Annotated in this window: 1 protein-coding gene (cut by a window edge); it reads right to left on the bottom strand. The window is 62.0% G+C overall.

The annotated features are described in order from the left end of the window. Positions 1-26250, bottom strand: partial view of a non-ribosomal peptide synthase/polyketide synthase gene (locus tag GJB56_RS02125; protein WP_154606638.1) — the 5' portion only. It extends 2415 nt beyond the left edge of the window; 26250 of the gene's 28665 nt are visible here — the first part of the coding sequence; its start codon is at positions 26248-26250; the stop codon falls past the left edge of the window.

The raw sequence follows: 26250 nt of genomic DNA, 5'->3' as shown, positions 1-26250 counted from the left end.
TCCGGCCAGGTACAGCTCACCGGTGACTCCGACCGGAACGGGATGCAGTCGCTCGTCGAGCACGTAGACCTGCGTATTCCATTCCGGGGCACCGATCGAGACCGACGAGGTGTCGCTCTCGTCCACATCGTGCGCGGTCACTGACACCGCAGCCTCGGTCGGACCGTACAGATTGACGAGTGCCGCGTCGGACATTTTGCGGAACTCTGCCGCCGTTGCCGCGGGCAAGGCCTCACCGATGGCAAGGACACGCTCGAGCGACTGCGGAAGAGTGCCGTCTGCTGCGGCCGTCAGCATCGAGAGCATGGACGGCACCGCGTGCAGCGTCGTCACCTTCTCCTGAGCGATGAGCGCCAGCATGTACTCGGCGTCCTTGTGTCCGTCCGGGTCGGCGATGACCAGGCGGGACCCGGATGTCAACGCGGACCAGAACTCCCAGACCGAGAGGTCGAACGTCGCTGCAGTCTTGAGCAACATTGCGTCGGTCTGGTCGAGACCGTAGCGATCACGCTTCCACAGAAGCTGATTGACGATCGCGGCGTGGGACAGCGCCACACCCTTCGGCTTGCCGGTCGATCCCGACGTGAAGATCACGTACGCGGTATTCGCCGAACGAAGCGGTGCGGTCCGCTCGTCGCCGCGCACCGGCGCTCCGGAGACGCGCGACAGATCGAGGGTGTCGATGAGAAGAACATTGTCGATCCCCGCGAGCGACGGTGCGTCGTTCTCGTTGCTGAGCACGCAGACCGGCGCGGCCATCTCGAGGACGTACCCGGTGCGATCGGCCGGATGATCCGGATCGATCGGAACATAACCGCCGCCTGCCTTGGCAACGGCGTACATGCCGATCACCAGGTCGATGGAGCGTCGCATTCCTAATGCCACCAACGACTCCGGACCGACACCCAGTTCGATCAGGTGACGGGCGAGCCGGTTGACCTTGTCGTCGAACTCCACATACGTCAGCGATTCGAGCCCGTGCACCAACGCGACGGAATCACCGTGAGCGGCAACCTGCTGATCGAACAGATCGACCAGTGTCGCCTCGGCGTCGAGTACCTGCTCCGTTGCATTCCATTCCTGCAGAACCTGATTCGACTCACGCGGATCGAGCACGTCGATGTCGCCGACCACGATCGACGGATCGGCAACCACCGCTGCCAGAACGGTGTTGAACCGATCAGCGAAGGACTGGACTGTCGACTCGTCGAAAAGGTCGTGCGCGTAGCTGAATACGGCCGAGATGCCGGAGGCAACACCACGCTCGTCGTAGTTGTCACCGACGATCAACTGCAGATCGAACTGAGCGACACCGTTGTCGATCTCGAGGCCCTTGACGGTGAGGCCAGGCAGTTCCAGGCTTGCCTGTTCCATGTTCTGGAAAAGGAAGCCCACCTGGTATAGCGGGTGCCGAGCAGTCGAACGTGCGGGGTTGAGAACTTCGACCAGTCGCTCGAACGGAACGTCGGCATGCGCAAAGGCCTGCAGGTCGTTCTCGCGCACGCGGGCAAGTAGTTCCGTGAAACTGTCGGAACCGTCGACGTGTGTCCGGAATACCAGGGTATTGACGAACATGCCGATCAGATCGTCGAGCGCACGCTCACCGCGGCCAGCGATCGGGGTGCCAACGGCGATGTCGTCGGTGCCGGAAAGGCGCGCCAACAGAATCGCAAACGCCGCGTGCGTGACCATGAACAGGGTGGTCCCGTGCTCACGGGCCAGCGCCGACAGGCCCTGATGCACTGCTGCGTCGATCTCGAACTGAAGGTAGCCACCGCGGTACGACTGCGCGGCGGGACGCAGACGGTCCGTCGGCAGGTCCAGCTGATCCGGCAGCCCGGCCAAAGCTTGGCTCCAGTAGGCGATCTGCTCGGACGACACGGATTCCGGGTCTTCCTCGCTACCCAGCACCTCGCGCTGCCACAGGCTGTAATCGGCGTACTGCACGTCCAGCGGGGCCCAACCCGGCGCCGTTCCCTGCGCCCGTGCCGCGTAGGCCATGACGAGATCGCGGGCGAACGGAGTAGTCGAGGAGCCGTCCGCGGCAATGTGGTGCACCACGACGGCGAGGACGTACTCGTTCTCGGCTACCTGGAACAACCGAATCCGCAGCGGGATTTCGGCCGTCACGTCGAACCTCGTCGACGCCAATTCGACCAGCTTGCCGACAATCTCGGCTTCCGTGACACTCTCGACGTTCAATTCCACCGGCGTATGTCCTACCGGTTCGATGACCTGGACCGGTCCCGAATCGGTTTCCGGATACACAGTGCGCAGGGTTTCGTGGCGGGCAACGACGTCGCCGATCGCCGCACGCATCGCGCCCAGATCGAGTTCACCGCTCAGCCGCAGTGCAAACGGCATGTTGTAGGCGCCTGCCGAGCCGTCGAAGCGGTTGAGGAACCACATACGCTGCTGCGCAAGAGAAAGCGGAATCTCTTCCGGTCGATCCTGAGCTGTCAGCGCAAGGCGGCTTCCTTCACCGACGTGTGATTCGAGACGTGCGGCAAGTTCCTGGACGGTGGACGCTTCGAACAGAAGGCGGACCGGTACGGCCGTCTCGAGTTCTTCGGCGATGCGCATGACAACCCGAGTCGCGATGAGGGAGTTGCCACCCAACTCGAAGAAATCATCATCCAACCCCACCCGATCAACACCCAACACACCCACAAACGCCGACGCCACCACCAACTCCACCGACGACACCGGAGCCCGAAACACCCGAGCCTCGAACACCGGCTCCGGCAACAACGCCCGATCCAACTTCCCCGACGAATTAAGCGGGAACGCATCCAACACCACCACAGCAGCCGGAACCATATAACCCGGAACCCGCTCCCCCACAAACCCCCGCAACACACTCACATCCACAACCGACCCCACCGCCGGCACCACATACCCCACCAACTGATCACCCATCACCGACCCACGCACCACCACCGCAGCCGACAACACCGACCCATGCGACACCAACGCCGCCTCGATCTCCCCCAACTCGATCCGCTGACCACGGAACTTCACCTGAAAATCAGTACGACCGATGTACTCCAACTCACCAACTGTGTTCCAACGGACCAAATCACCCGTCCGATACATCCGCTCACCCGAACCGAACGGCGACGCCACAAACCGATCCGCACTCAAATCCGGACGACCCACATACCCCCGAGCCAACTGCACACCCGACAAATACAACTCACCCGCAACACCCACAGCAACCGGCCGCAAACGCGAATCCAACACAAACACCCGGCAATTCCACTCCGGCACACCAATCGACACCACAGACCCCGACCCAGCAGCCGTCACATCCGCAAACGTAAACGACACCGCCGCCTCAGTCGGACCATACAAATTATGCAACCGCGCCGACGACACCAACCCGAACTCACGCACCGCCTCCACCGGCAACGCCTCACCGATCACCAACACATCACGCAACGAACCCAACAACCCCGGATCCACCAACGACGAAAACGTCGACAACATCGTCGGAACAAAATCCGTCACCGACACACCCTGATCATCAATCACCGACGCCAAATACCCCGGATCCCGATGACCATCAGCCGACGCCAACACCAACACCGCACCCACCCGCAACGGCATGAAAAAACCCCACAACGACACATCGAACGTCGTCGCCGTCTTCTGCAAATACACATCAGACGACATCAAGCGATACTCGCCCTGCATGAACTCCAACTGATTCACAATCGCCGCATGCGAGACCGCCACACCCTTCGGCCGACCCGTCGACCCCGACGTGAAAATCACATACGCCGTATTCGACGCCCGCAACGGCGAGCGCCGATCCACATCCAACACCCGCGCACCCGAAAAACCAGACACATCAACAACATCCACACACACAACCCGACGACCCGACGCCACGAAACCATCACGCTCCGTCGACACCACACACACCGGATCAGCCGAATCCAACACATACTCATTACGCGAGGACGGAGCATCAGGATCCAACGGCACCCACGCCCCACCCGCACGCACAATCGCATACAACCCAACCAACAAATCCACCGACCGCCGAACAGCCAACCCCACCAACGACTCCGGCCCAACACCCAAACCGATCAAATAACGCGCAAACCTATTAACCCTCTCATCGAACTCCCCATACGAGAGCACCTCATCCCCGAACACCACCGCCCGCGAACCCGAACAAACCCCCACCACAGAATCAAAACCATCCAACAACAACCCACCCACAACCGGACGAGACGTGTCGTTCCACGACTCGAGCACCAAAGCACGCTCAGGCGCCGTCATGACCTCGACGTCACCGACTGCAGTAGACGGCGTTTCACCGATTTCGGTCAGCAGAGTCTCGAGGCGACCCAGCAGGGTCTGCGCGTACGACTCGTCGAAGAAGTCGGGTAGGTAACGAAGCGTCAAGTGCAGTTGGTCGTCGAGACCGATCAGCAGTGTGAGCGGGTAGTTCGTGGAATCGTCGGAGGCGACATCATCGATCACCATGCCGTCCAAGAACTCTGCTTGCGCTGCAAGACCGTCACGGTCGACCGGGTAGGACTCGAAGATCACCAGAGTGTCGAAGAGTCCGCCGACGCCCGCGGCGCTCTGCACGTCGGTCAGGCCGAGGTAATGGTGATCGAGCAATCCCGCCTGTTCGATCTGAACCCGTGAGAGCAATGCCTCGACGGACTCGGCCAGATCCAGTTGGACACGAACGGGCAGCGTGTTGATGAACAGACCCACCATCTTCTCGACGCTGTCGAGTTGTGGCGGACGGCCGGAGACCGTGGCACCGAAGACGATGTCCTGGCGACCGGTCATGCGTCCCAACAGAATTGCCCAGGCAGCCTGGACGATCGTGTTGGCGGTAACGCCGGTCCTCGATGCCAAACCGGTCAGTGTCGCGGTCACCGATTCGCTGAGCGAGATCTGCAACTTCTGCGACAGCGCACTGAATTCCTGACCAACGACGGTGGGAGCCAACAACGTCGGCTCTTCGACGCCGCCCAACGCCTTCGCCCAGGCATCCATGGACACACTGCGATCCTGCTGGACCAGCCACGCGAGGTAGTTCCGGTAGCTCAGTGACCGCGTCTGAGCGGGAATGTTCCCACGCATGGCGTAGTGGCCGAGGAGCGTGTGGAGCAGCAGCGGCATGGACCAGCCGTCGAGGATGATGTGGTGGTTTGCCACAACAAGGCGGTATTCGCTCGCCGCGATCTTGATCAGCGTGAACTTGATCAACGGCGGGTTCGACATGTCGAAGTGCGTGGCCTGGTCCTCGACAAGAATCCGATCCAACTCGCGGCGTCGTTCTTCGCTGTCAGCGATTGTGGTGAGATCCAGTTCGCGCCACGGCACGTCGATGTCACCGAGAACTACCTGGACCGGCGTACCCGTTCCGTCGACCACAAATGCGGTGCGCAGGTTCGGGTGACGATCGATGATGGCCTGTGCTGCGGCGTGGAGGCGATCCGCGTCGACGCGGCCGGACAGCGAGAGAACCATCTGCACGGAGTACAGGTCGACGGTGGACTCGGCCATGACAGCGTGGAACAGCAGACCCGACTGCAGCGGAGCCAGCGGCCAGACGTCCTGCACCGCGGGGAAACGCTGCTCGAACCCGTCGAGATCCTGCTGGGTCAGCGTTACCAGCGGCACGTCCGACGGCGTGAGTCCGCCTGCGCCGAAGGCCTGTGCGTGCTGCGCCAGCGCTGTGAGTGCTCCGACCCACAGGTCGGCCAGGGCTTGCACCTCGGTGGCGCTCAGCAATCCGTTCGGGAAGGCAAACGATGCTTCGAGCACCGCGCCGTCAGGGCCGTCGTTGACGATGGCATTGATGTCGACAACCTTGTTGGCCGGCATGTCCGGGTCTTCCGGCGCAGCGACATCGGAGAAGTCGCGTGCCGGAATCCATCCGAGGCCTTGCGCTGCAGCCGGAATATCCTCCGCCACAATGCGACCCAGGTAGTTGAAGCTGACCTGCCCGCTGCTCAGCTTCGACAGCTCAGTGCAGGTGTCGTCGTTGACGTACCGCAGCAGTCCGTAGCCGACACCCTTGTCGGGAGCGGCGAGCAACTGCTCCTTGACTGCCTTGATCGCCGCTCCCGCAGCAACTCCGGCGTCGAAGGCGTCGTCGATGTCGATACCGGCAAGGTCGAGTGCGACGGGGAAGGCCGCCGTGAACCAGCCGACGGTGCGTGAGAGATCGGCACCCGGGACGACGCCCTCTTCGCGGCCGTGGCCCTCGAGCTGGAGCAGTGCCGCTTCGGTGTCGATGCCCCGCTCACGGCGCCAGCGCACCAGTGCCAGAGCAAGTCCGGCCAGCAAACCGTCGTTGGCTCCGCCGCGGAACACCTCGGGCAGAGTTGTCAGCAGTGTTTCAGTGACGCCTGTGGGCACCTCCACGCGCACACGCTCGACTGTTGCCGCAACGTCGACGGACGGATCGAACGCCCGCGAACCGAGAATCGGGTCTGGAGTCGACAGCGTCTTGCGCCAACGTGGCAGTTCTGCCAGTCGCTTGTCTGATCGTGATTCCGCAGCGAGCGAGTGCGCCCAGGTACGCATGGACGTGCCCGTCGGTTCGAGCACGGGTGCACTTCCGCCACTGCGCTGAGCCCACGCGGAAATCAAGTCCGGCACGATGATTCGCCAGGAGACGCCGTCGACGATCAGGTGATGCGCAGCCATGATCAATCGGCCGGTGCGTGTGTCACCGAAGTCGATCCACACGAACTGAGCCATGACACCGGCGGCCGGATCCAACCGGCCGAGAGCGTCGTCGAGAGCACCCGACGCGATGGCCGTCAGGTCTGCGCCCGAAATCGCGGGGTCCACCAGCACCCGTCGCACCAAAGAATCAACGTCGACGGTTCCGGGCGCGGACACAGCCATGCCCGGACCACGCTGGTCATCGACCAGACGCGAACGGAACATGTCGTGGTGATTGATGACGGCAGCCAGTGTGTCGACAACACCGGTCCGGTCGATGCCGAGCGGCAACTCCAGCGTCAACAACTGGTTGAAACGCTGGAAGCTGCCGGGCCGTTCGAACATGAATCGCTTGATCGGCGTGAGCGGCATCCAACCGATGCCGCCGCCTACGATCTCGGCGAGAACAGTGATCGCATCGGCGTCGGAGCCGAAGACGGCAACCTCTGCCAACTCAGCCACCGTCTTGTTCTCGAACACGTCCTTGGGCGTGAACAGAACACCGCGGGCCTTGGCCCGGGACACCAACTGGATCGACATGATCGAGTCTCCGCCCTGAGCGAAGAACGAATCGTCGGTACCGATCTGATCGAGGCCGAGAACGTCGGCAAAGACCTCGCTGAGGACGCGTTCCATCTCGGTCGTGGGAGCGCGGAACTCCTTGACCTCGAATACCGGCTCCGGCAGAGCCTTTCGGTCCAGCTTGCCGGCCGGGGTCAGCGGCATGTCGGTCAGAACCATGATCGACGCAGGCACCATGTGCGCCGGCAGAGTGCGTGAAACGAACTCACTCAGATCCGCCGAGCTGACAGCAGATTCCTTGCCGACAAACACGTACGACACCAGCGCCGGAGCACCGGACGTCAGCGTGGTGCCCATCGTCGCGGCGAACTCGACGTCCGAATGTGCCGTCAGTGCCGCGTCGATCTCACCGAGCTCGATACGGAACCCACGGATCTTCACCTGGAAGTCGTTGCGGCCCACGTACTCAACCTGGTAACGGTCAGTCCAACGCACAACATCACCGGTGCGGTACATGCGCTCACCGGACAGGCCGTGCGGGTTGGCAACAAAGCGATCCGCGCTCAATCCCGGGCGGCGATGGTATCCGCGGGTGACCTGGGGACCCGACAGGTACAGCTCACCGGTAACGCCAACCGGAACGGGCTGCAGACGTGTGTCGAGAACAAACGCGGCCATGTCGCCGATGGTTTCGCCGATGGTCATCCGGTCGCCCGGCATCAGCGGCACACTGACATTGGTGACGATAGTGGTCTCGGTGGGACCGTAGACATTGAGGAACGTACGTCGACGGTTCGGCTGATCCGCCCACTTGGCCATCAACTCCGGCGAGTACGCCTCACCGCCGACACCAACCACCTCGAGATCGTTCAGGCCAGACGGATCCATGGAAGCCAACGCCGCGGGCGTGATGAAGGCATGTGTGACGCGTTCGGACTTGAACAGCGCGGTCAATTCGTCGCCGCCGAAGATCGATGTCGGGACGATCACCATGGCAGCGCCTGTCGCGACAGCCAGGAACAGTTCGAGCATCGACGCGTCGAAACTCGGTGACGCGAAGTGCAGCGTGCGGGAGTTCGGCGTCACCAGGTAGTGCTGTGCCTGCGTTGCGCTGAAGCTCGCGAGGCCTGCTCCCGTAGCAACAACACCCTTGGGCAAGCCTGTTGTGCCCGACGTGTAGATCACCCAGGCCGGATGCGCCGGAAGGACGAGGCGCACACGCTCATCTTCACGAATCGGTGAACTATCCTGCGCTGCCATCAATTCCGCGCAAACAGCACTGTCGATCGCAAGCCACTCGACGGTGTCGGTAAGCCCTGCGAGTTCAGCTTCGAGAGTCAGACCGACCGAGACGCCCGAGTCGGAGACCATATGCGCGATGCGGTCAGCCGGGTAGTGCGGATCGATGGGAACAACGGCGGCACCTGTCTTGGATACCGCCCACACCAGCAGGACCGATTCGATAGAACGCGGAATCGACACTGCGACCAGGTCTTCGGCGCCCAGACCGCGAGCGATCAGGACGCGGGCGAGGCGCGACGACCACTCGTCGACCTCGGCGTACGTCATCGACCGATCCTGGTAGCGGAGAGCTTCGTTGGAGGGATACAGCAACGCGGTCTCGGCCAGGATGTCGGCCAACGGCTTCGGCTCGATGCCCGAGGACGCTCGGCGACTGGTCAATTCGATACGCTCAGGCGCTTCGAGGATGTTGATGTCGCCGACAGCCTGCGTCGCATCCACGGCGACGGCCTCGAGAATTCTAGTCAACCGCTCGGCGAAGGAGACAACTGTCCCCTCGTCGAAGAGATCCGTCGCATAGGTGAAGGTCGCCGTCATGCCGTGACCATCGGCAGCTTCCACCAGAGTCAACTGAAGGTCGAACTTCGCTACCGTTTCCGCGATATCGAATTCAGTGATATCGAGTCCCGGCAACGTCAGGTTATTCTGCCCCAGGTTCTGGAATGCCAAGGCAACCTGGAACAACGGGTTGTGAGCCTGCGAACGAACCGGATCGAGTACCTCGACCAGCCGCTCGAACGGCACGTCTGCGTGAGCGAAAGCCGCGAGATCACTCTCACGCGCCGACGTCAGCAGATCGAGGAAACACATCCCCGGATCGACGTCGGTACGCAGCACGAGCGTGTTGACGAACATGCCGATCAGATCGTCGAGCTGCGCTTCACCGCGACCGGCGACCGGGGTGCCGACTGCGATGTCGGTGGTGCCGGACAACCGGGCAAGAAGTGTTGCCAACGCCGAGTGCATCACCATGAACAGCGATGCCTGGTGCTCGCGACCCACAGCGGCCAGTCCGCGGTGAACATCCGCGGAAATCGGGAAGCTGTAGGTGGCTCCCCGGCCGGTGAACACGGCTGGACGCGCGCGGTCACTGGGCAAGGTGATCTGGTCCGGAACTCCGTCGAGAGCTTTGGCCCAGTAGCCGATCTGCTCTGCGAGTACGGATTCCGTGTCACCCTCGGAACCGAGAACCTCGCGCTGCCACAGTGCGTAGTCGGCATACTGCACCGGCAACGGCGCCCAGGTCGGGGCTTGACCCTGTGAGCGGGCGTAGTACGCGGTCATCACGTCGCGGATCAACGGACCCATCGAGAAACCGTCGGTGGAGATGTGGTGAATCACTATCGCCAGTACAAACGAGTCCTCCGCGAGCTGGAAGAGCTTGGCCCGCAATGGAACCTCAGCGGTGACGTCGAAGCCTGACGTGACGAAGTCCGTCACCGCCGCCACGATGTCGGATGCTTCGATTTGCACGGGAGCCAGATTCACCGGAACTGCCGCCACCGGCAAGATCCGCTGGTAGCCGGCACCGTCGACCTCGGGGTAGACCGTGCGCAGAACCTCGTGACGCTTCAACACGTCCACGACAGCGTCGTACAACGCCGCCTGATCCAACTCGCCAGTGAGAGTGATCGCCATCGGAATGTTGTTGGCTGCCGATTCGCGGTCCAATTGGTTGAGGAACCACATGCGCTGCTGCGCAAACGACAACGGCACCTGCGCCGGACGCACCTGCGCAGTCAACGCCGCACGCGAACCGCCACCAACGTGAGAACCGAGTCGGGCAGCAAGCCCTTCAACGGTCGACGCCTCGAACAACTCCCGCACCGACACCGAAGCATCCAACGCCTGACCCAACCGAGACGTCACCTGCGTCGCAATCAGCGAATTACCACCGAGCGCGAAGAAATCATCATCCAAACCAACACGCTCAACGCCCAGAACATCCGCAAACGTCTGCGCCACAACCTCTTCCACCACCGACATCGGAGCCCGGAACACCGCAACCTGCAACGACGGAACCGGCAACGCCCGACGATCCAACTTCCCGTTCACCGTCAACGGAATCGAATCCAACACCACAAACGCCGACGGCACCATGTACTCCGGCAACAACGAACCCACCGACACCCGAAGATCGTCGACCGAAACGCTCACACCCGCAGCCGAAACCACATACGCCACCAACCGCTGATCACCCGGAGAATCCTCCCGAACAACCACCGCCGTCTGCGCCACCGACACATCCGCCAACACCGCAGACTCGATCTCACCGATCTCGATCCGGAACCCACGGATCTTCACCTGATCATCCGCGCGACCCAGATACTCCAAATCACCAGCACTGTTCCACGACGCCACGTCACCCGTGCGGTACAACACCTCACCAGCAGCAAAAGGACTCGCCACAAACCGCGTCGACGTCAACCCCGCCTGACCCAGATAACCCCGAGCCAACTGCACACCCGAGACATACATCTCACCCGCGACACCAACAGGCACCGGAGCCAAACGCGTATCGAGCACAAACACCTGCAGACCCGAAATAGCCTGACCCACAACACTCGCCGACGCATCCGCCGCCAACGCAGCATCCAACACACGATGGCTCACATGCACCGTCGTCTCCGTGATGCCGTACATGTTCACCAACGTCGGCGCAGAGTCACCGCGGCGGCCATACCAATCCGACAAGCGTCGAAGCTCGAGCGCCTCCCCACCGAAAACAACCCACCGCAACGACAACTCGGCAGCCAGACCGGATTCCGACGCCAACCGATCAGCCTCAGCCAACTGATAGAACGCCGACGGCGTCTGATTGAGCACCGTCACCCGCTCAGCAGCAAGCAACTCCAAGAACTGCTCCGGCGACCGCGACGTCACATAGTCCACGACGACCAACGTGCCGCCGTACAACAGCGGACCCCACAACTCCCACACCGAGAAGTCGAACGCATAACTGTGGAACATCGTCCACACATCCGACTCGTCGAACCCGTACACACTCTCGGTATTCGCAAACAACTTCGCCACCGTGATGTGCGGAACCTGCACACCCTTCGGGCGACCCGTCGAACCCGACGTGTAAATCACATACGCAACATTCGACGACCGCAACGGCGCAACACGATCCGCATCCGTCACCACCGAACCCTCGAACTCCGACACATCCACCGCGTCGATATCAACCACCGGCAAACCAGCGGGCAACACCAACTCACGCCCGGACCACGAAATCGCAGCCACCGGAGCAGCATCGGCCAGCATGAACTCGACACGATCAGCCGGATACGACGGATCCACCGGCAAATACCCCGCACCGGACTTCACCACCGCCAACAACGCCACCACAAGATCCGCCGACCGCGGCAACGCCACCGCCACCAACGACTCCGGACCACAACCCTGAGCAATCAACCTGCGCGCCAACCGATTCGACCGAACCGACAACTCACCATAAGACAACGACTCGCCACCGAACCGCACCGCGATCCGATCACCAAACCGCGCAGCAGCATCATCGAACCACGCCGACAACGTCGAATCCACACCACGATCGACACCCGTGTCGCTCCATGACAGAACGCGATCCAACTCACCGGCGGTCAGAACATCCACGTCGCCAACGGCAGCAGTCGGATTCGCGACAACGCCACGGAGGACGGACACGAAGCGATCAGCGAACTCGGCCGCTGTCGACGCGTCGAACAGATCCGTCGCGTAGGTCAGAGTGCCGGACATACCGGCGTCAGCGGCGTCTTCAAGAGTGAATTGCAGATCGAACTTGGCCAGTGCTGCGTCGAATTCCACAGCAGCGGCGGTGAGTCCGGGCAGTTCGAGAGCACTCTGGCCAAGGTTCTGGAAGGTCAATGCCACCTGGAACAGCGGGTGGTGTGCCTGCGAACGCACCGGATCGAGCGCTTCGACGATCCGCTCGAACGGCACGTCAGCGTGGGCAAACGCCTGCAGATCCACTTCACGCGCAGAAGCCAACAGATCCGTGAACGACATCGACGGATCAACCTCGGTGCGCAGCACCAAAGTGTTGACGAACATGCCGATCAGATCGTCGAGCTGCGCTTCACCGCGACCGGCGACAGGAGCGCCGATTGCGATGTCGGTTGTCGCGGACAACCGTGCCAGCAGCACGGCCAGCGCAGAGTGGACGACCATGAACGGCGTTGCGCCCGCCGCCTGACCTGTTGCTTCCACATCGGCCCACAGTTGCGCGTCGATGGTGAAGGTGTGGTTCGCTCCTTGTCCCGTTGCGATCTCGGGGCGGGTGCGATCACTGGGAAGGTCCAGCTGCTCGGGCAGGTCGGCCAGGGCATCGGACCAGTAGTTGATCTGCTGCGCGATGATTGACTGCGGATCGTCCTCGAACCCGAGAACCTCACGCTGCCACAGTGCGTAGTCGGCATACTGCACCGGCAACGGCGTCCACACCGGGGCTTGACCCTGTGAGCGGGCGAAGTACGCGGTCATCACGTCCCGGGTCAACGGGCTCATCGAGAAGCCGTCGGTCGAGATGTGATGCACCACGAACGACAACACGAAGTCATCATCGGCGACCTGGAACAGCTTGGCGCGCAACGGAACCTCGACGGTGACATCGAAGCCCTGGGCGAAGAACGAATACAGCTCCGCCTGGATTCGGTCGTCGGTGACGCGTTCTGCACCGAGATCGATCGAGACATCTCCAGCCGAGAGGATCTTCTGGTAGCCGATTCCGTCGACCTCGGGGTAGACCGTGCGCAGAACCTCGTGGCGACCGATAACATCGTGAACTGCCGAATTCAGGGCGGCCAGATCGAGCGCACCCGTGAGCCGAACGGCAACAGGGACATTGTCGACAGCCGATGCCGTGTCGAATCGATTGAGGAACCACATGCGCTGCTGCGCCAACGACAACGGCACCTGCGCCGGACGCACCTGCGCAGTCAACGCCGCACGCGAACCGCCACCAACGTGAGAACCGAGTCGGGCAGCAAGCCCTTCAACGGTCGACGCCTCGAACAACTCCCGCACCGACACCGAAGCATCCAACGCCTGACCCAACCGAGACGTCACCTGCGTCGCAATCAGCGAATTACCACCGAGCGCGAAGAAATCATCATCCAAACCAACACGCTCAACGCCCAGAACATCCGCAAACGTCTGCGCCACAACCTCTTCCACCACCGACATCGGAGCCCGGAACACCGCAACCTGCAACGACGGAACCGGCAACGCCCGACGATCCAACTTCCCGTTCACCGTCAACGGAATCGAATCCAACACCACAAACGCCGACGGCACCATGTACTCCGGCAACAACGAACCCACCGACACCCGAAGATCGTCGACCGAAACGCTCACACCCGCAGCCGAAACCACATACGCCACCAACCGCTGATCACCCGGAGAATCCTCCCGAACAACCACCGCCGTCTGCGCCACCGACACATCCGCCAACACCGCAGACTCGATCTCACCGATCTCGATCCGGAACCCACGGATCTTCACCTGATCATCCGCGCGACCCAGATACTCCAAATCACCAGCACTGTTCCACGACGCCACGTCACCCGTGCGGTACAACACCTCACCAGCAGCAAAAGGACTCGCCACAAACCGCGTCGACGTCAACCCCGCCTGACCCAGATAACCCCGAGCCAACTGCACACCCGAGACATACATCTCACCCGCGACACCAACAGGCACCGGAGCCAAACGCGTATCGAGCACAAACACCTGCAGACCCGAAATAGCCTGACCCACAACACTCGCCGACGCATCCGCCGCCAACGCAGCATCCAACACACGATGGCTCACATGCACCGTCGTCTCCGTGATGCCGTACATGTTCACCAACGTCGGCGCAGAGTCACCGCGGCGGCCATACCAATCCGACAAGCGTCGAAGCTCGAGCGCCTCCCCACCGAAAACAACCCACCGCAACGACAACTCGGCAGCCAGACCGGATTCCGACGCCAACCGATCAGCCTCAGCCAACTGATAGAACGCCGACGGCGTCTGATTGAGCACCGTCACCCGCTCAGCAGCAAGCAACTCCAAGAACTGCTCCGGCGACCGCGACGTCACATAGTCCACGACGACCAACGTGCCGCCGTACAACAGCGGACCCCACAACTCCCACACCGAGAAGTCGAACGCATAACTGTGGAACATCGTCCACACATCCGACTCGTCGAACCCGTACACACTCTCGGTATTCGCAAACAACTTCGCCACCGTGATGTGCGGAACCTGCACACCCTTCGGGCGACCCGTCGAACCCGACGTGTAAATCACATACGCAACATTCGACGACCGCAACGGCGCAACACGATCCGCATCCGTCACCACCGAACCCTCGAACTCCGACACATCCACCGCGTCGATATCAACCACCGGCAAACCAGCGGGCAACACCAACTCACGCCCGGACCACGAAATCGCAGCCACCGGAGCAGCATCGGCCAGCATGAACTCGACACGATCAGCCGGATACGACGGATCCACCGGCAAATACCCCGCACCGGACTTCACCACCGCCAACAACGCCACCACAAGATCCGCCGACCGCGGCAACGCCACCGCCACCAACGACTCCGGACCACAACCCTGAGCAATCAACCTGCGCGCCAACCGATTCGACCGAACCGACAACTCACCATAAGACAACGACTCGCCACCGAACCGCACCGCGATCCGATCACCAAACCGCGCAGCAGCATCATCGAACCACGCCGACAACGTCGAATCCACACCACGATCGATCTGGCCAGCACTGAAGCGGGAGAGCAGGTTTCGTTCACCATCGACCAAGATGTCAACGTCACCCACCGCTACGGTGGGATCAGCAGTCACCGCGCGGAAGGTCCGTACCAGCCGATCACCGAATTCCACAACGGTCGACTCGTCGAACAGATCCGTCGCATACGTCAACGAGGCGGACATTCCGGCAGGTGCGCCGGCCTCGTCGGTTCGTTCAGTCAGAGTCAACTGGAGGTCGAATTTCGCCAACGCAAGATCGGCACTTTCGATCGACACTTCGAGGTCGCCCAGTTCGAGCGTTGCCTGTTCGTGGTTTTGGAACGTCAACGCCACCTGGAACAGCGGATGACGAGCCTGCGAACGAACCGGATCGAGAACCTCCACCACACGCTCGAACGGAACATCCGCATGCGCGAACGCCTGTAGATCCACTTCACGCGCCGAAGCCAACAGATCCGCGAACGACATCGACGGATCAACCTCGGTACGCAACACCAAAGTGTTGACGAACATACCGATCAGATCGTCGAGCTGCGCCTCACCGCGACCCGCGATCGGTGTACCGATCGCGATGTCGGTCGTTGCAGACAAACGAGAAAGTACGACGGCGAGCGCTGCGTGAACAACCATGAACGGTGTCGAGTTACTGCTGTGCGCAATCGAATTGACAGCTTCGTGCAGAGTGGCGTCGATATCGAACTCGACCTCGGCTCCGCGCCCTGAAGCGACCTCGGGACGCGGACGATCACCAGGCAGATCCAACTGCTCCGGAAGATCAGCCAACGCATCCGACCAGAACGCAATCTGCTTCGCGATCACGGACTGCGGATCCTCCTCGGACCCGAGAACCTCACGCTGCCACAACGAGTAATCGGCGTACTGCACCGGCAACGGCGTCCAAGCCGGCACGGACGCTCGTGTACGTGCTTCGTAGGCAACCATCACGTCGCGGGTCAACGGGCCCATCGAGAAACCGTCGGTCGAGATGTGATGCACCACGAACACCAGGACGTATTCGCTATCGCCGACTTTGAAGAGCTTGGCGCGCAACGGGACTTCAGACGTCACGTCGAAGCCGACCGTCGCCAGCTCTGCGACGCCTGCAGCCAGGCGATCTTCCGTGATCGACACGGGGCTGAGATCGACAACAACGTCTCGAACGTCACGGATTTCCTGATACCCGACGCCGTCGACGTCCGGATACAGCGTCCGCAGTGATTCGTGTCTGCCCACGACATCGATCACGGCAGCGTTGAGAGCTGCCACATCGAGGGCGCCCGAAATCCTGATCGCCGCCGGAACGTTGTTCACTGCCGACTCGGGTTCGAACCTGTTCAGGAACCACATGCGCTGCTGCGCCAACGAAAGTGGGATCCGAGCGGGCCGGGACTGCGGGACCAGTGGGGCCGTGGCACCCGAACCGGCGTGCAGCTCGAGCCGGAGGGCGAGTGACTGCACGGTCGACGCTTCGAAGAGCGCACGAACCGGAACGCTTGTGTCAAGCGCCTCCCCCAGCCGTGCGGCGACACGGGTCGCGATCAGCGAGTTGCCTCCGAGCTCGAAGAAGTCGTCGTCGCGGCCAACCTGTGCGACTCCGAGAACTTCGGAGAACACCTGCGCGACAGTCTCTTCGACGGTCGTGATCGGCGCCTGATACACCTTCGACTCGAACACGGGCGATGGCAGAGCTTTGATGTCCGTCTTGCCCGCGGTGGTCAACGGAATCGAATCGAGCACCAGGACCGAGTCGGGAACCATGTAGCCGGTCAGGAACGTCGACACCGACTCGATGACCTGTGCGGGATCCACCTCGGCGCCGGCCTGTGGCACCACGTATGCAACGAGGCGATCGCCGAAGTGATCGTCGGAGCGTACAAGAGCAACAGCTTGCGCAACGCCCGCGCATCGGGTCAGTGCGGCCTCGATTTCGCCGAGTTCGATACGGAACCCACGGATCTTGACCTGGAAGTCGCTGCGGCCCACGTACTCCACCGCGCCACCGTCGATCCACCGGACCACGTCACCCGTGCGGTACAACCGCTCTCCCGGCGCCCCGAACGGGTCTGCGACAAAACGACCCGCCGTCAATGCCGGCTGTCCCAGGTATCCACGAGCGACCTGAACACCCGACACGTACAACTCACCTGCGACACCAACCGGCACAGGCTGCAAGCGGCCGTCCAAGATCCGCGCGGCCATACCTCGAATCGGGCCGCCGATGTTCATACGATCAAACGCGGTCAGCGTATCGCTGATGTTCGAGGCGACTGTCGACTCCGTCGGACCGTACGCATTGAAGAATCCACGCACACCGCCATCCGGAAGCGGCACCGCCCACTTGGCAACGAGAGACCGCGAACTGGCTTCGCCACCGACGACAACCACCCGCAACGCGTCAAGCCCGCTCGGATCCACTGATGCCAGCGCAGCGGGCGTCACGAACGCATGCGTCACGCCCTCCGAGCGCAAGATCTCGGCCAGTTCCGCGCCGCCGTACACCGTCGTCGGCGCAATCACCATCGTCGACGCGGATCCGAATGCCATCAGCAACTCGAGGACAGACGCATCGAAACTCGGCGAGGCGAAATGCAGCGTCCGAGCATCCGCGGTCAGCGCATAGCGCTCGACCTGCTCGGCACAGAAATTCGCCACACCGGCGTTGGTGACCACAACGCCCTTGGGCAGACCTGTGGTGCCGGACGTGTAGATGACGTACGCAGGCTGCCGCTCGTCGATCGCACTACGTCGATCCGAATCACTCACCGGCGCGCAGGATTCTGCCGCGCACGCCGCCACTGTCTTCTCGTCGTCGAGAACAACCCACGTCAACGCCGACGGCAATCCTGCCTCGACGTCACTGAGCGCAAGACCCAGCACCGCACCGGAATCGGAGATCATGTGGGCGATACGGTCAACCGGATACGTCGGGTCGACTGGCACGAACGCAGCACCCGTTTTCGCCACTGCCCACAGAGCGAGAACCGAATCGGCCGAACGCGGAATCGCGATCGCGACCCGATCCTCCGGCCCGACGCCCTTCGCAATCAGAACACGAGCGAGTCGCGACGACCGCTCGTCGAGTTCGCGGTAGCTGATCGACTCACCGTCGAAGCGAATCGCATCCGCCGACGGATCCACAGCGGCCGCCACTGTGAGAATCTCGACCAGGGTTCCCGAGACCGACTGACCTCCATGAACATCGGCCAGCACACCCCGCTCGGCCGCATCGAGAATATCGATGTCACCGACGACAATCGAAGGAACCGACACGACAGTCTCGAGGATACGAACCAGACGCCGAGCAAACCCCTCGACCGTCGAAACGTCGAACAGATCTGCAGCAAAAGTGAATTCGGCCGAGAGCCCTTGCTGGATCCCGTCTTCGCCGATCGACTCGGTTACTGCGAGTTCGAGGTCGAACTTGGCAGTGGTCGTGTCGATTTCGGCGGCCTTGATCGCCAGTCCCGGCAGTTCCAATGCCGTTTGCGCGAGATTCTGCAAGGACAGCACAACCTGGAACAGCGGATGTCTGGCCTGCGACCGGGCGGGAGCCAAGACGTCCACCAACCGCTCGAAGGGCACGTCCGAGTGAGCGAACGCTCCGAGCGCAGAATCACTCGCTGCAGCGAGCAGATCCGTGAATGCCTGGGCCTGGTCGACCTCGGTGCGCAGAACAAGCGTGTTGACGAACATACCGACGAGATCGTCGAGCGCCTCGTCGCCGCGACCGGCAACGGGGGTGCCCACGGCGATGTCCGAGGTCCCGCTCAGTCGGGCCATCAGAACGGCAAGCGCCGAGTGCAACGCCATGAAGAGCGTTGCGTTGTTCTCCCGTGCCAGCGCGTCCAATCGACGGTGCACATCCCCGGAGATCTCGAACGCGAATCGCTCGCCGCGCATCGACGCCACATCAGGCCGAGACCGGTCCGACGGAAGCTCGATCACATCCGGTAGGTCTACCAGAGTCTCGGTCCAGTACGAGATCTGCTGCGAGATGAGTGATTCCGAGTCGTCTTCCGACCCCAGAACCTCACGCTGCCACAACGAATAGTCGGCGTACTGCACAGTCAACGGCTGCCACGCCGGCGCGATCGCGTCCTTGCGTGCCGAGTAGGCAATCATGACATCGCGTGCCAGGGGCGCCATCGACCAACCGTCAGCGGCGATGTGATGAACCACGATCGCGAGGGTGTGCTCGGTGTCGCTGACCGTCAACAGGCGGACACGGATCGGCACGTCGACGGTGACGTCGATCGCTGAGGATCCGATTGCAGCGACTCGACTTTCGAGCTCATCCTGATCCGAAACCGACTCCACGGTCAGTCCGCCGAACGCCTCCGAAAGCGACAGAATCGACTGCTTCGGTCCGGAAGCCCCGTCCGGATATACCGTTCGGAGCACTTCATGCCGGTCCAGTACGTCCTCGAGCGCAGTTTCCATCGCGGCAGTATCGAGATGACCAGTCAAGTGCAGAGCAAAAGTGATGTTGTAAGCAGCCGAGTCGGTGTCGAAGCGGTTCAGGAACCACATGCGCTGCTGCGCCAGCGACAACGGAATTTCCGCGGGACGCACCTGTGCGACGAGCGCCTTCTGCCCGCCGCTACCTACGTGCGACTCGATGTGTGCGGCGAGCGCCTCGACGGTGGAAACGTCGAATAGCGTTCGCACCGGCACCGTCGTGTCGAGCGCCCGCCCCAATCGGGAGGTGACCTGAGTAGCCACCAGGGAGTTGCCACCGAGTTCAAAGAAGTCGTCGTCGAGGCCGACTCGTTCCACTCCGAGAACATCCGCAATCACCTGCGCGACAATCTCTTCCACCGGCGTGGTGGGTGCACGAAACTCGCGGACCTCGAAAACAGGCTCCGGCAAAGCCCGGCGATCCAATTTGCCCACCGGGGTCAACGGAACCTCAGCGAGTTCCATGATGACGGACGGAACCATGTAGCTCGGCAGAGCCTCCGCCACGAACGAGGCGAGCACGTCCCGATCGAAACTCGACCCGTCAGCCAGTTCGACGTAGGAAACGAGGGTTGTGACACCCGCCGCGCCTTCGCTTCCGACTGTCACCGCGAAGCGCACAGACTCGTGCGAGGACAGAACTGCGTCGATCTCACCGAGTTCGATACGGAATCCGCGAACCTTGACCTGGAAGTCACTGCGGCCGACGTATTCGAGAACCCCCGCGTCACCGCGCGCGTCTCCGCCGGTCCAGCGCACGACATCGCCGGTCCGGTACATTCGCTCGCCGTCCGGCGAATACGGGTTGGCAACAAACCGTTCCGCAGAAAGACCTCGCCGCTCGTGGTAGCCCCGAGCCAATGCAGCGCCCGCAAAGTAGAGCTCTCCCCTGGTACCGACTGGAACAGGATGCAGACGCTCGTCGAGTACCAGTGCCGACATGCCCTCGACGGGACGCCCGATGTCGATCGATCGGCCGATCGCGAGATCGCCGAACGACGAGATGATCGTGGTCTCGGTCGGACCGTACCCATTGAAGTAGGCGCGCCCTGGGGCCCATTTCGCCAGCAACTCGGGAGTGGTCACGTCACCGCCGACGGAGACGACTCGCAATTCAGGCAGCTCTGCCGGCTCCATGGTCCCGAGTACTGCGGGAGTGATGATCGCGTGTGTGACCTTCTCGGAATGAAGAAGATCCGACAACTCGTGTCCACCGATAATTGTCGAGGGAACGATCACCAAAGTTGCACCCGCAGAGAAGGCGACCATCCATTCCAGTACCGACGGGTCGAAGCTCGGTGAACAGATATGGAGGAAGCGTGAGGACTGTTCTACCTCGTAGCGACGCTGTGCTGCGTCTCTGACCCCACGGAGACCACCGTGAGTGACGCTGACACCCTTCGGTTTTCCCGTGGAACCGGATGTGTAAATGACATATGCAACGTGAGAACTGTGAATCGGAGCGATTCGGTCCTCGTCCGTGACCGGCGCTGAAGATTGCGTCGACAGTTCTCCGTTCAGCGCCTGTCCGTCAAGGACCAACCATTCTGTGACCGCAGGAAGCTGATCTACGAACTGTCCCGACGTGAGTCCGATCGCGGCCGAAGAATCGGCCAGCATGTGCCGGACACGATCTTCCGGATAGCTCGGGTCGACTGGGACGTATGCCGCCCCTGACTTCGCCACCGCCCATACTGCACAGACCATCTCGTACGAGCGAGGAAAGGCGAGAGCAACAATGGTCTCGGGGCCGGCGCCCCGTCCGATCAGAACCCGTGCGAGCTTCGACGACTGCTCATCGAGCTCGCGGTAGGTGATCGATCGACCCTCGAAGCGAACAGCAACCGAATCCGCCTCAGCCGTGCCGGACAGGAAGATGTCGACGAGACTCTGCCGGGGCATCGTGTCATCCGCGGCTACGACCGTCAGATCGGTGCGCTCGGAGCGTGAGAGCAGGTCGATATCGCCGACGATCGTTTCAGGTCGGGTAGCCACGGCATCGAGAATGCGCACGAACCGAGTAGCGAAAGTGTTCACCGTGGCCGGATCGAACAAGTCCGTGGCGTAGGTGAAGGTGGCACTCAAGACATCCGCGTCTTCGGTTCCTTCGGGATTCTCGGACACCATGAGTTCGAGATCGAATTTGGCGACCGGTACTTCCAATTCAGCTGCAACTGCTTTGACACCTGAGAATTCCAGTTCGCGTCGTCCACTGATCTCCGCAGTGAGCGCAACCTGGAACAGCGGGTGACGAGCCTGCGAACGCGCCGGACTCAGGACTTCGACCAACCGCTCGAACGGCACATCGGCGTGCCCGTAGGCAGACAAGCCCGATTCCCTTACCCGAGCGAGCAACTCTTCGAATCGTTCGTTCGGATCGACCTCGGTGCGAAGCACCAGGGTGTTCACGAACATGCCGATCACGTCATTGAGCGCTTGATCGCCTCGCCCGCCGATCGGGGCACCGATCGCGATGTCGGAGGTACCACTGAGCCGGCTCAACAGCGTTGCATATGCCGCCTGCAACACCATGAACAGCGAGACGCTCCTCGCGCGCGCCAACTCGTTCAACTTGCGCGTCGTGCGTTCGCTGATCTGAAAATGGTGCTTGGCACCGTGATTGGACGCGATGGCAGGACGAGGTCGGTCGGTCGGCAGATCCAACTGATCCGGCAAATCGGCAAGTGCCCGGCGCCAGAAGTTGATCTGGCGAGACGACTCCGAGCGCGGGTCTTCGTCGGATCCCAGTGCTTCGCGCTGCCACAGGGCGTAGTCGGCGTACTGGATCGGCAGCGGCGTCCACGCCGGCGCAGACTTCTCACTTCGCGCCGAGTATGCGACGAGAAGGTCACGTGCGAGCGGACGGAACGACAGTCCGTCTGCAGCGATGTGATGGAGAACCATCACCAGGACGTAGTCCGTCGGAGACACCTCGAAGAGGGCAACCCGTACCGGGATTTCGAGCGTCACGTCGAAGCCGCGAGACGCCACGTCGAACAGCGCCGCGTCGAGATGCGAATTCCGAATCTTGACCGGATTCAACTCCACCGCAGCCCGGTCGACCGGCAGAACCAGCTGTTGCGCGGTTCCGTCGACATCAGGGTAGATCGTCCGCAAGGACTCGTGTCGCTCGAGAAGATCCATCACCGCGGCATGCAGGGCGGACGGGTCCACCGAACCGGTGAGCCGGACCGTGAACGGAAGGTTGTACGCGGGCGTCGACGGATCGAGACGGTTGATGAACCACATGCGCTGCTGTGCAAGCGAGAGCGGGACAACCTGGGGACGAGGCTTGGCGATCAGCGGGGTGAGCTGCCTGGCGTTACCCGCCACAGACTCGGCGCGGGCCGCCAAGGTAGCGACCGTGGTGGACTCGAAAAGCTCTCGAACGCCGAGTTGCACTCCCAAGGCGGAACCCACGCGGGTCACCAACTGTGTTGCAACCAGCGAGTTTCCACCGAGTTCGAAGAAGTCGTCGTCGATACCGACGCGCTCGACACCGAGAACGTCGGCAAAGACGTCAGCGACAACCCGCTCGATTTCGGTGCGGGGCTCGCGGTACTGCTTCGCACTCGCGAACACCGGCTCGGGCAACCCGGCACGATCCAATTTGCCACTCGTGTTGAGCGGCAACGCATCGAGCACCATCAACGCGGCCGGAACCATGTACGAAGGGAGGCTTCGACCGGCGAACTCACTGAGCACCGCACCATCGATGTTTCGGCCCGGGCCCGGCACGACGTAGCCGACCAATTGATCACCGGTCGGGGTGACGGTCACCAAGACAACAGCCTGGGAAACGTCGGGGTGTGCCAGAAGGACGGTCTCGATTTCGCCGAGCTCGATGCGCTGCCCACGGAACTTCACCTGGAAGTCGGTACGCCCGATGTAGTCGAGGTTTCCGTCCTCACGGCGACGGACGAGGTCGCCGGTCCGGTACATACGCTCACCGGCCGTGCCGTACGGATTGGCTACGAACCGATCCGAGCTCAGGTCCGGTCGACCAACGTATCCGCGCGCGAGTTGAACGCCGGCGAGATAGAGCTCACCCGGCTGCCCGATGGGGGTCGGGCGAAGTTGTCCGTCCAGTACGTGCGCCTGAGTGTTCCACTGCGGCATACCGATCGGCACGGAAGTAGTATCCGTGGCCACCGCCTCGTAGTACGTGACCGATACCGCGGCTTCGGTCGGACCGTACAGGTTGTGCAGTCCGGCTCCACAGAGTTCGCGGAAGGCGGAAGACGTCTCGGGCGGGAGCGCCTCGCCGATGACGAACACGTGACGCAACGAATCACAAGATCCGGCAGGTGCATTCGCAGTGAACAGCGTGAGCATGGATGGCACGAAGTCGGTGATCGTGACGCCGAGCTCCGCGATCTTGTTCGCCACGTAGATCGGGTCTCGATGACCGTCCGGAGTCGCGACGACGAGCGTGGCGCCGACCTGCAACGGCATGAAGAATCCCCACAGCGACACGTCGAATGTCGTAGCGGTCTTCTGCAGGTAGATGTCCGACGCCGAAAACTCGTACTCGGCGTTCATCCACTGAAGCTGGTTGTTGATCGCCGCGTGAGTGACCGCGACACCCTTGGGTCGACCGGTCGAACCCGAGGTGTAGATCACGTACGCAGTGTTCGAGAAATGCAAGGGAGACAGGCGATCTGCGTTGACGATCGGCCTGCTGTCGAGCTGCCCATAGTCCAGTGTGTCGATCTCGATGACCCGTGTGCCCGAGGGCAGATCCACGTCGTCCCGCGCAGTGGTCACAACACACGTGGGCTGCGCCGACTCGAGAATGTAGGCAGTGCGTTCCGCTGGGTGGTCGGGATCCACCGGCACCCAGGCTCCGCCGGCCTTGGCAATCGCGTACAGACCGACCATCAAGTCCAAAGACCTGCGGATCGACAGTCCTACAAGCGATTCGGGCCCAACACCCATGGCGATGAGTTGACGAGCCAAACCATTTGCGCGAGAGTCGAATTCGGCGTATGTGAGGCTGGCGCCTTCGAAAACGACAGCGGTGGCATCGGGAGTTCTCTCGACCTGACGCTCGAATGCTTCGGTGATGGTCTGCGAGGCAACGTGGAAGCCGGTGCGGTTCCACAAGGCAACCTTGTTTCGCTCCTCGTCGGTTGCGACAGGAAGATCCCAGACCTTGCGGCTCGTTTCGGCCGAGACGAACTTCTCGAGAAACTCTACGAACCGCGAGTGATTTCGCTGGGCGTCCGCGGGCGCGTACAGATTGGGATTCGACTCGAAGTCGATGTGTGTGCGGGTATCGCCGACGCTCTGGTACAGGTTGACACCGAGGTCTTCGATCAAACCCGTGGACAGGATGTGAAGCTCGCCGACGAGGGGCCCGAACGCCAACTCGGTGGAAAACATCATGATGTTGATCCAGGGACCGAAGAATCCGCCCCGACCCGGTCCGTCACCCCCGCGAACCATGTCCTCGTGTCGGTACCGCTGGTGACGCAGTGCGCCGGACATTTCGTTCCTGACGTCGTCCAGAAGCTCCTGGACGGTGGTGTCCGCAGTGACGGTCAGTCGCAGCGGCACGACGTTGGAGACCATGCCTCCGGATCGACGCAGCACGGCTGTCGTTCGACCGGAAACGGGCAGACTCAGCGACACATCCTCTCGCCCGGTCATCTGAGCGAGGTACGCCGCAAACGCCGCGACGACAGTGCCGGCAACAGTGGTCTTCTCCACGCGCTCGAGGAACCGCCCGAGCAGAGCCTCGACGTGGTTGGACAGCGCTGCACTGTCGATCCGACTGACTGGAGCAGGCGCGGCACTTCGACCCGCGAGGCTCGAGATCTCGTCGAGATTCTCGATCTTGTCTGCCCAGTACTTGCGATCGGTTTCGAAACGACTCGACTGGCGGTACTTGTTGTCCACCTCGTAGACGTTCCGGAGATCGGAGGCCTCACTCGGCTCCGGATCCCGGCCCTCCACGCGCGCCGAGTACAGCTCCGCCACGCGAGTGACGAACGTCGACGCACCGAAACCGTCGAGAATTGTGTGGTGGACCCGCGTGTACCAGTAGTAGCGGTTCTCGCCGAGGCGCAGGATCGTGGCAGAGATCAGTCGGTCCGTAAGCATGTCGATCGGCCGGCTGCGATCTGCTCGCATCCACCGCATGGCGGCGTCGTGCGAGTCGTCTTCACTACGAAGGTCTACGTAGCCGACTGAATCATCGAGTGTGGGGTCGATGATCTGGTACGGCTGGGCATCGATCTCGAAGATCCGGACGAAGGCCGACCCGATTTCGCGACCGGCGTCTGCACAGGCCTGGCGAAGGGCGTCAAGCTCCAGAGCACCACGGAGTTCGACGTACTGGGCGATGTTGACCGGTACTGCGGGATCAAGGTGCTGCGCGAACCACATACCGAGCTGGGCCGCCGAAAGTGGGAATGCGTCTGATCGCTGAACGTCTTCCGGCGAGCTGCCGACCTCCGGCTTGCCGCTCCCCAGTTCTCCGTTACCCAGCGAATTCAC

It is taken from the genome of Rhodococcus sp. AQ5-07 (genome assembly GCF_009707305.1).
GTDB lineage: Bacteria > Actinomycetota > Actinomycetes > Mycobacteriales > Mycobacteriaceae > Rhodococcus_F > Rhodococcus_F erythropolis.
This window is presented reverse-complemented; position numbering and strand designations above follow the sequence as displayed.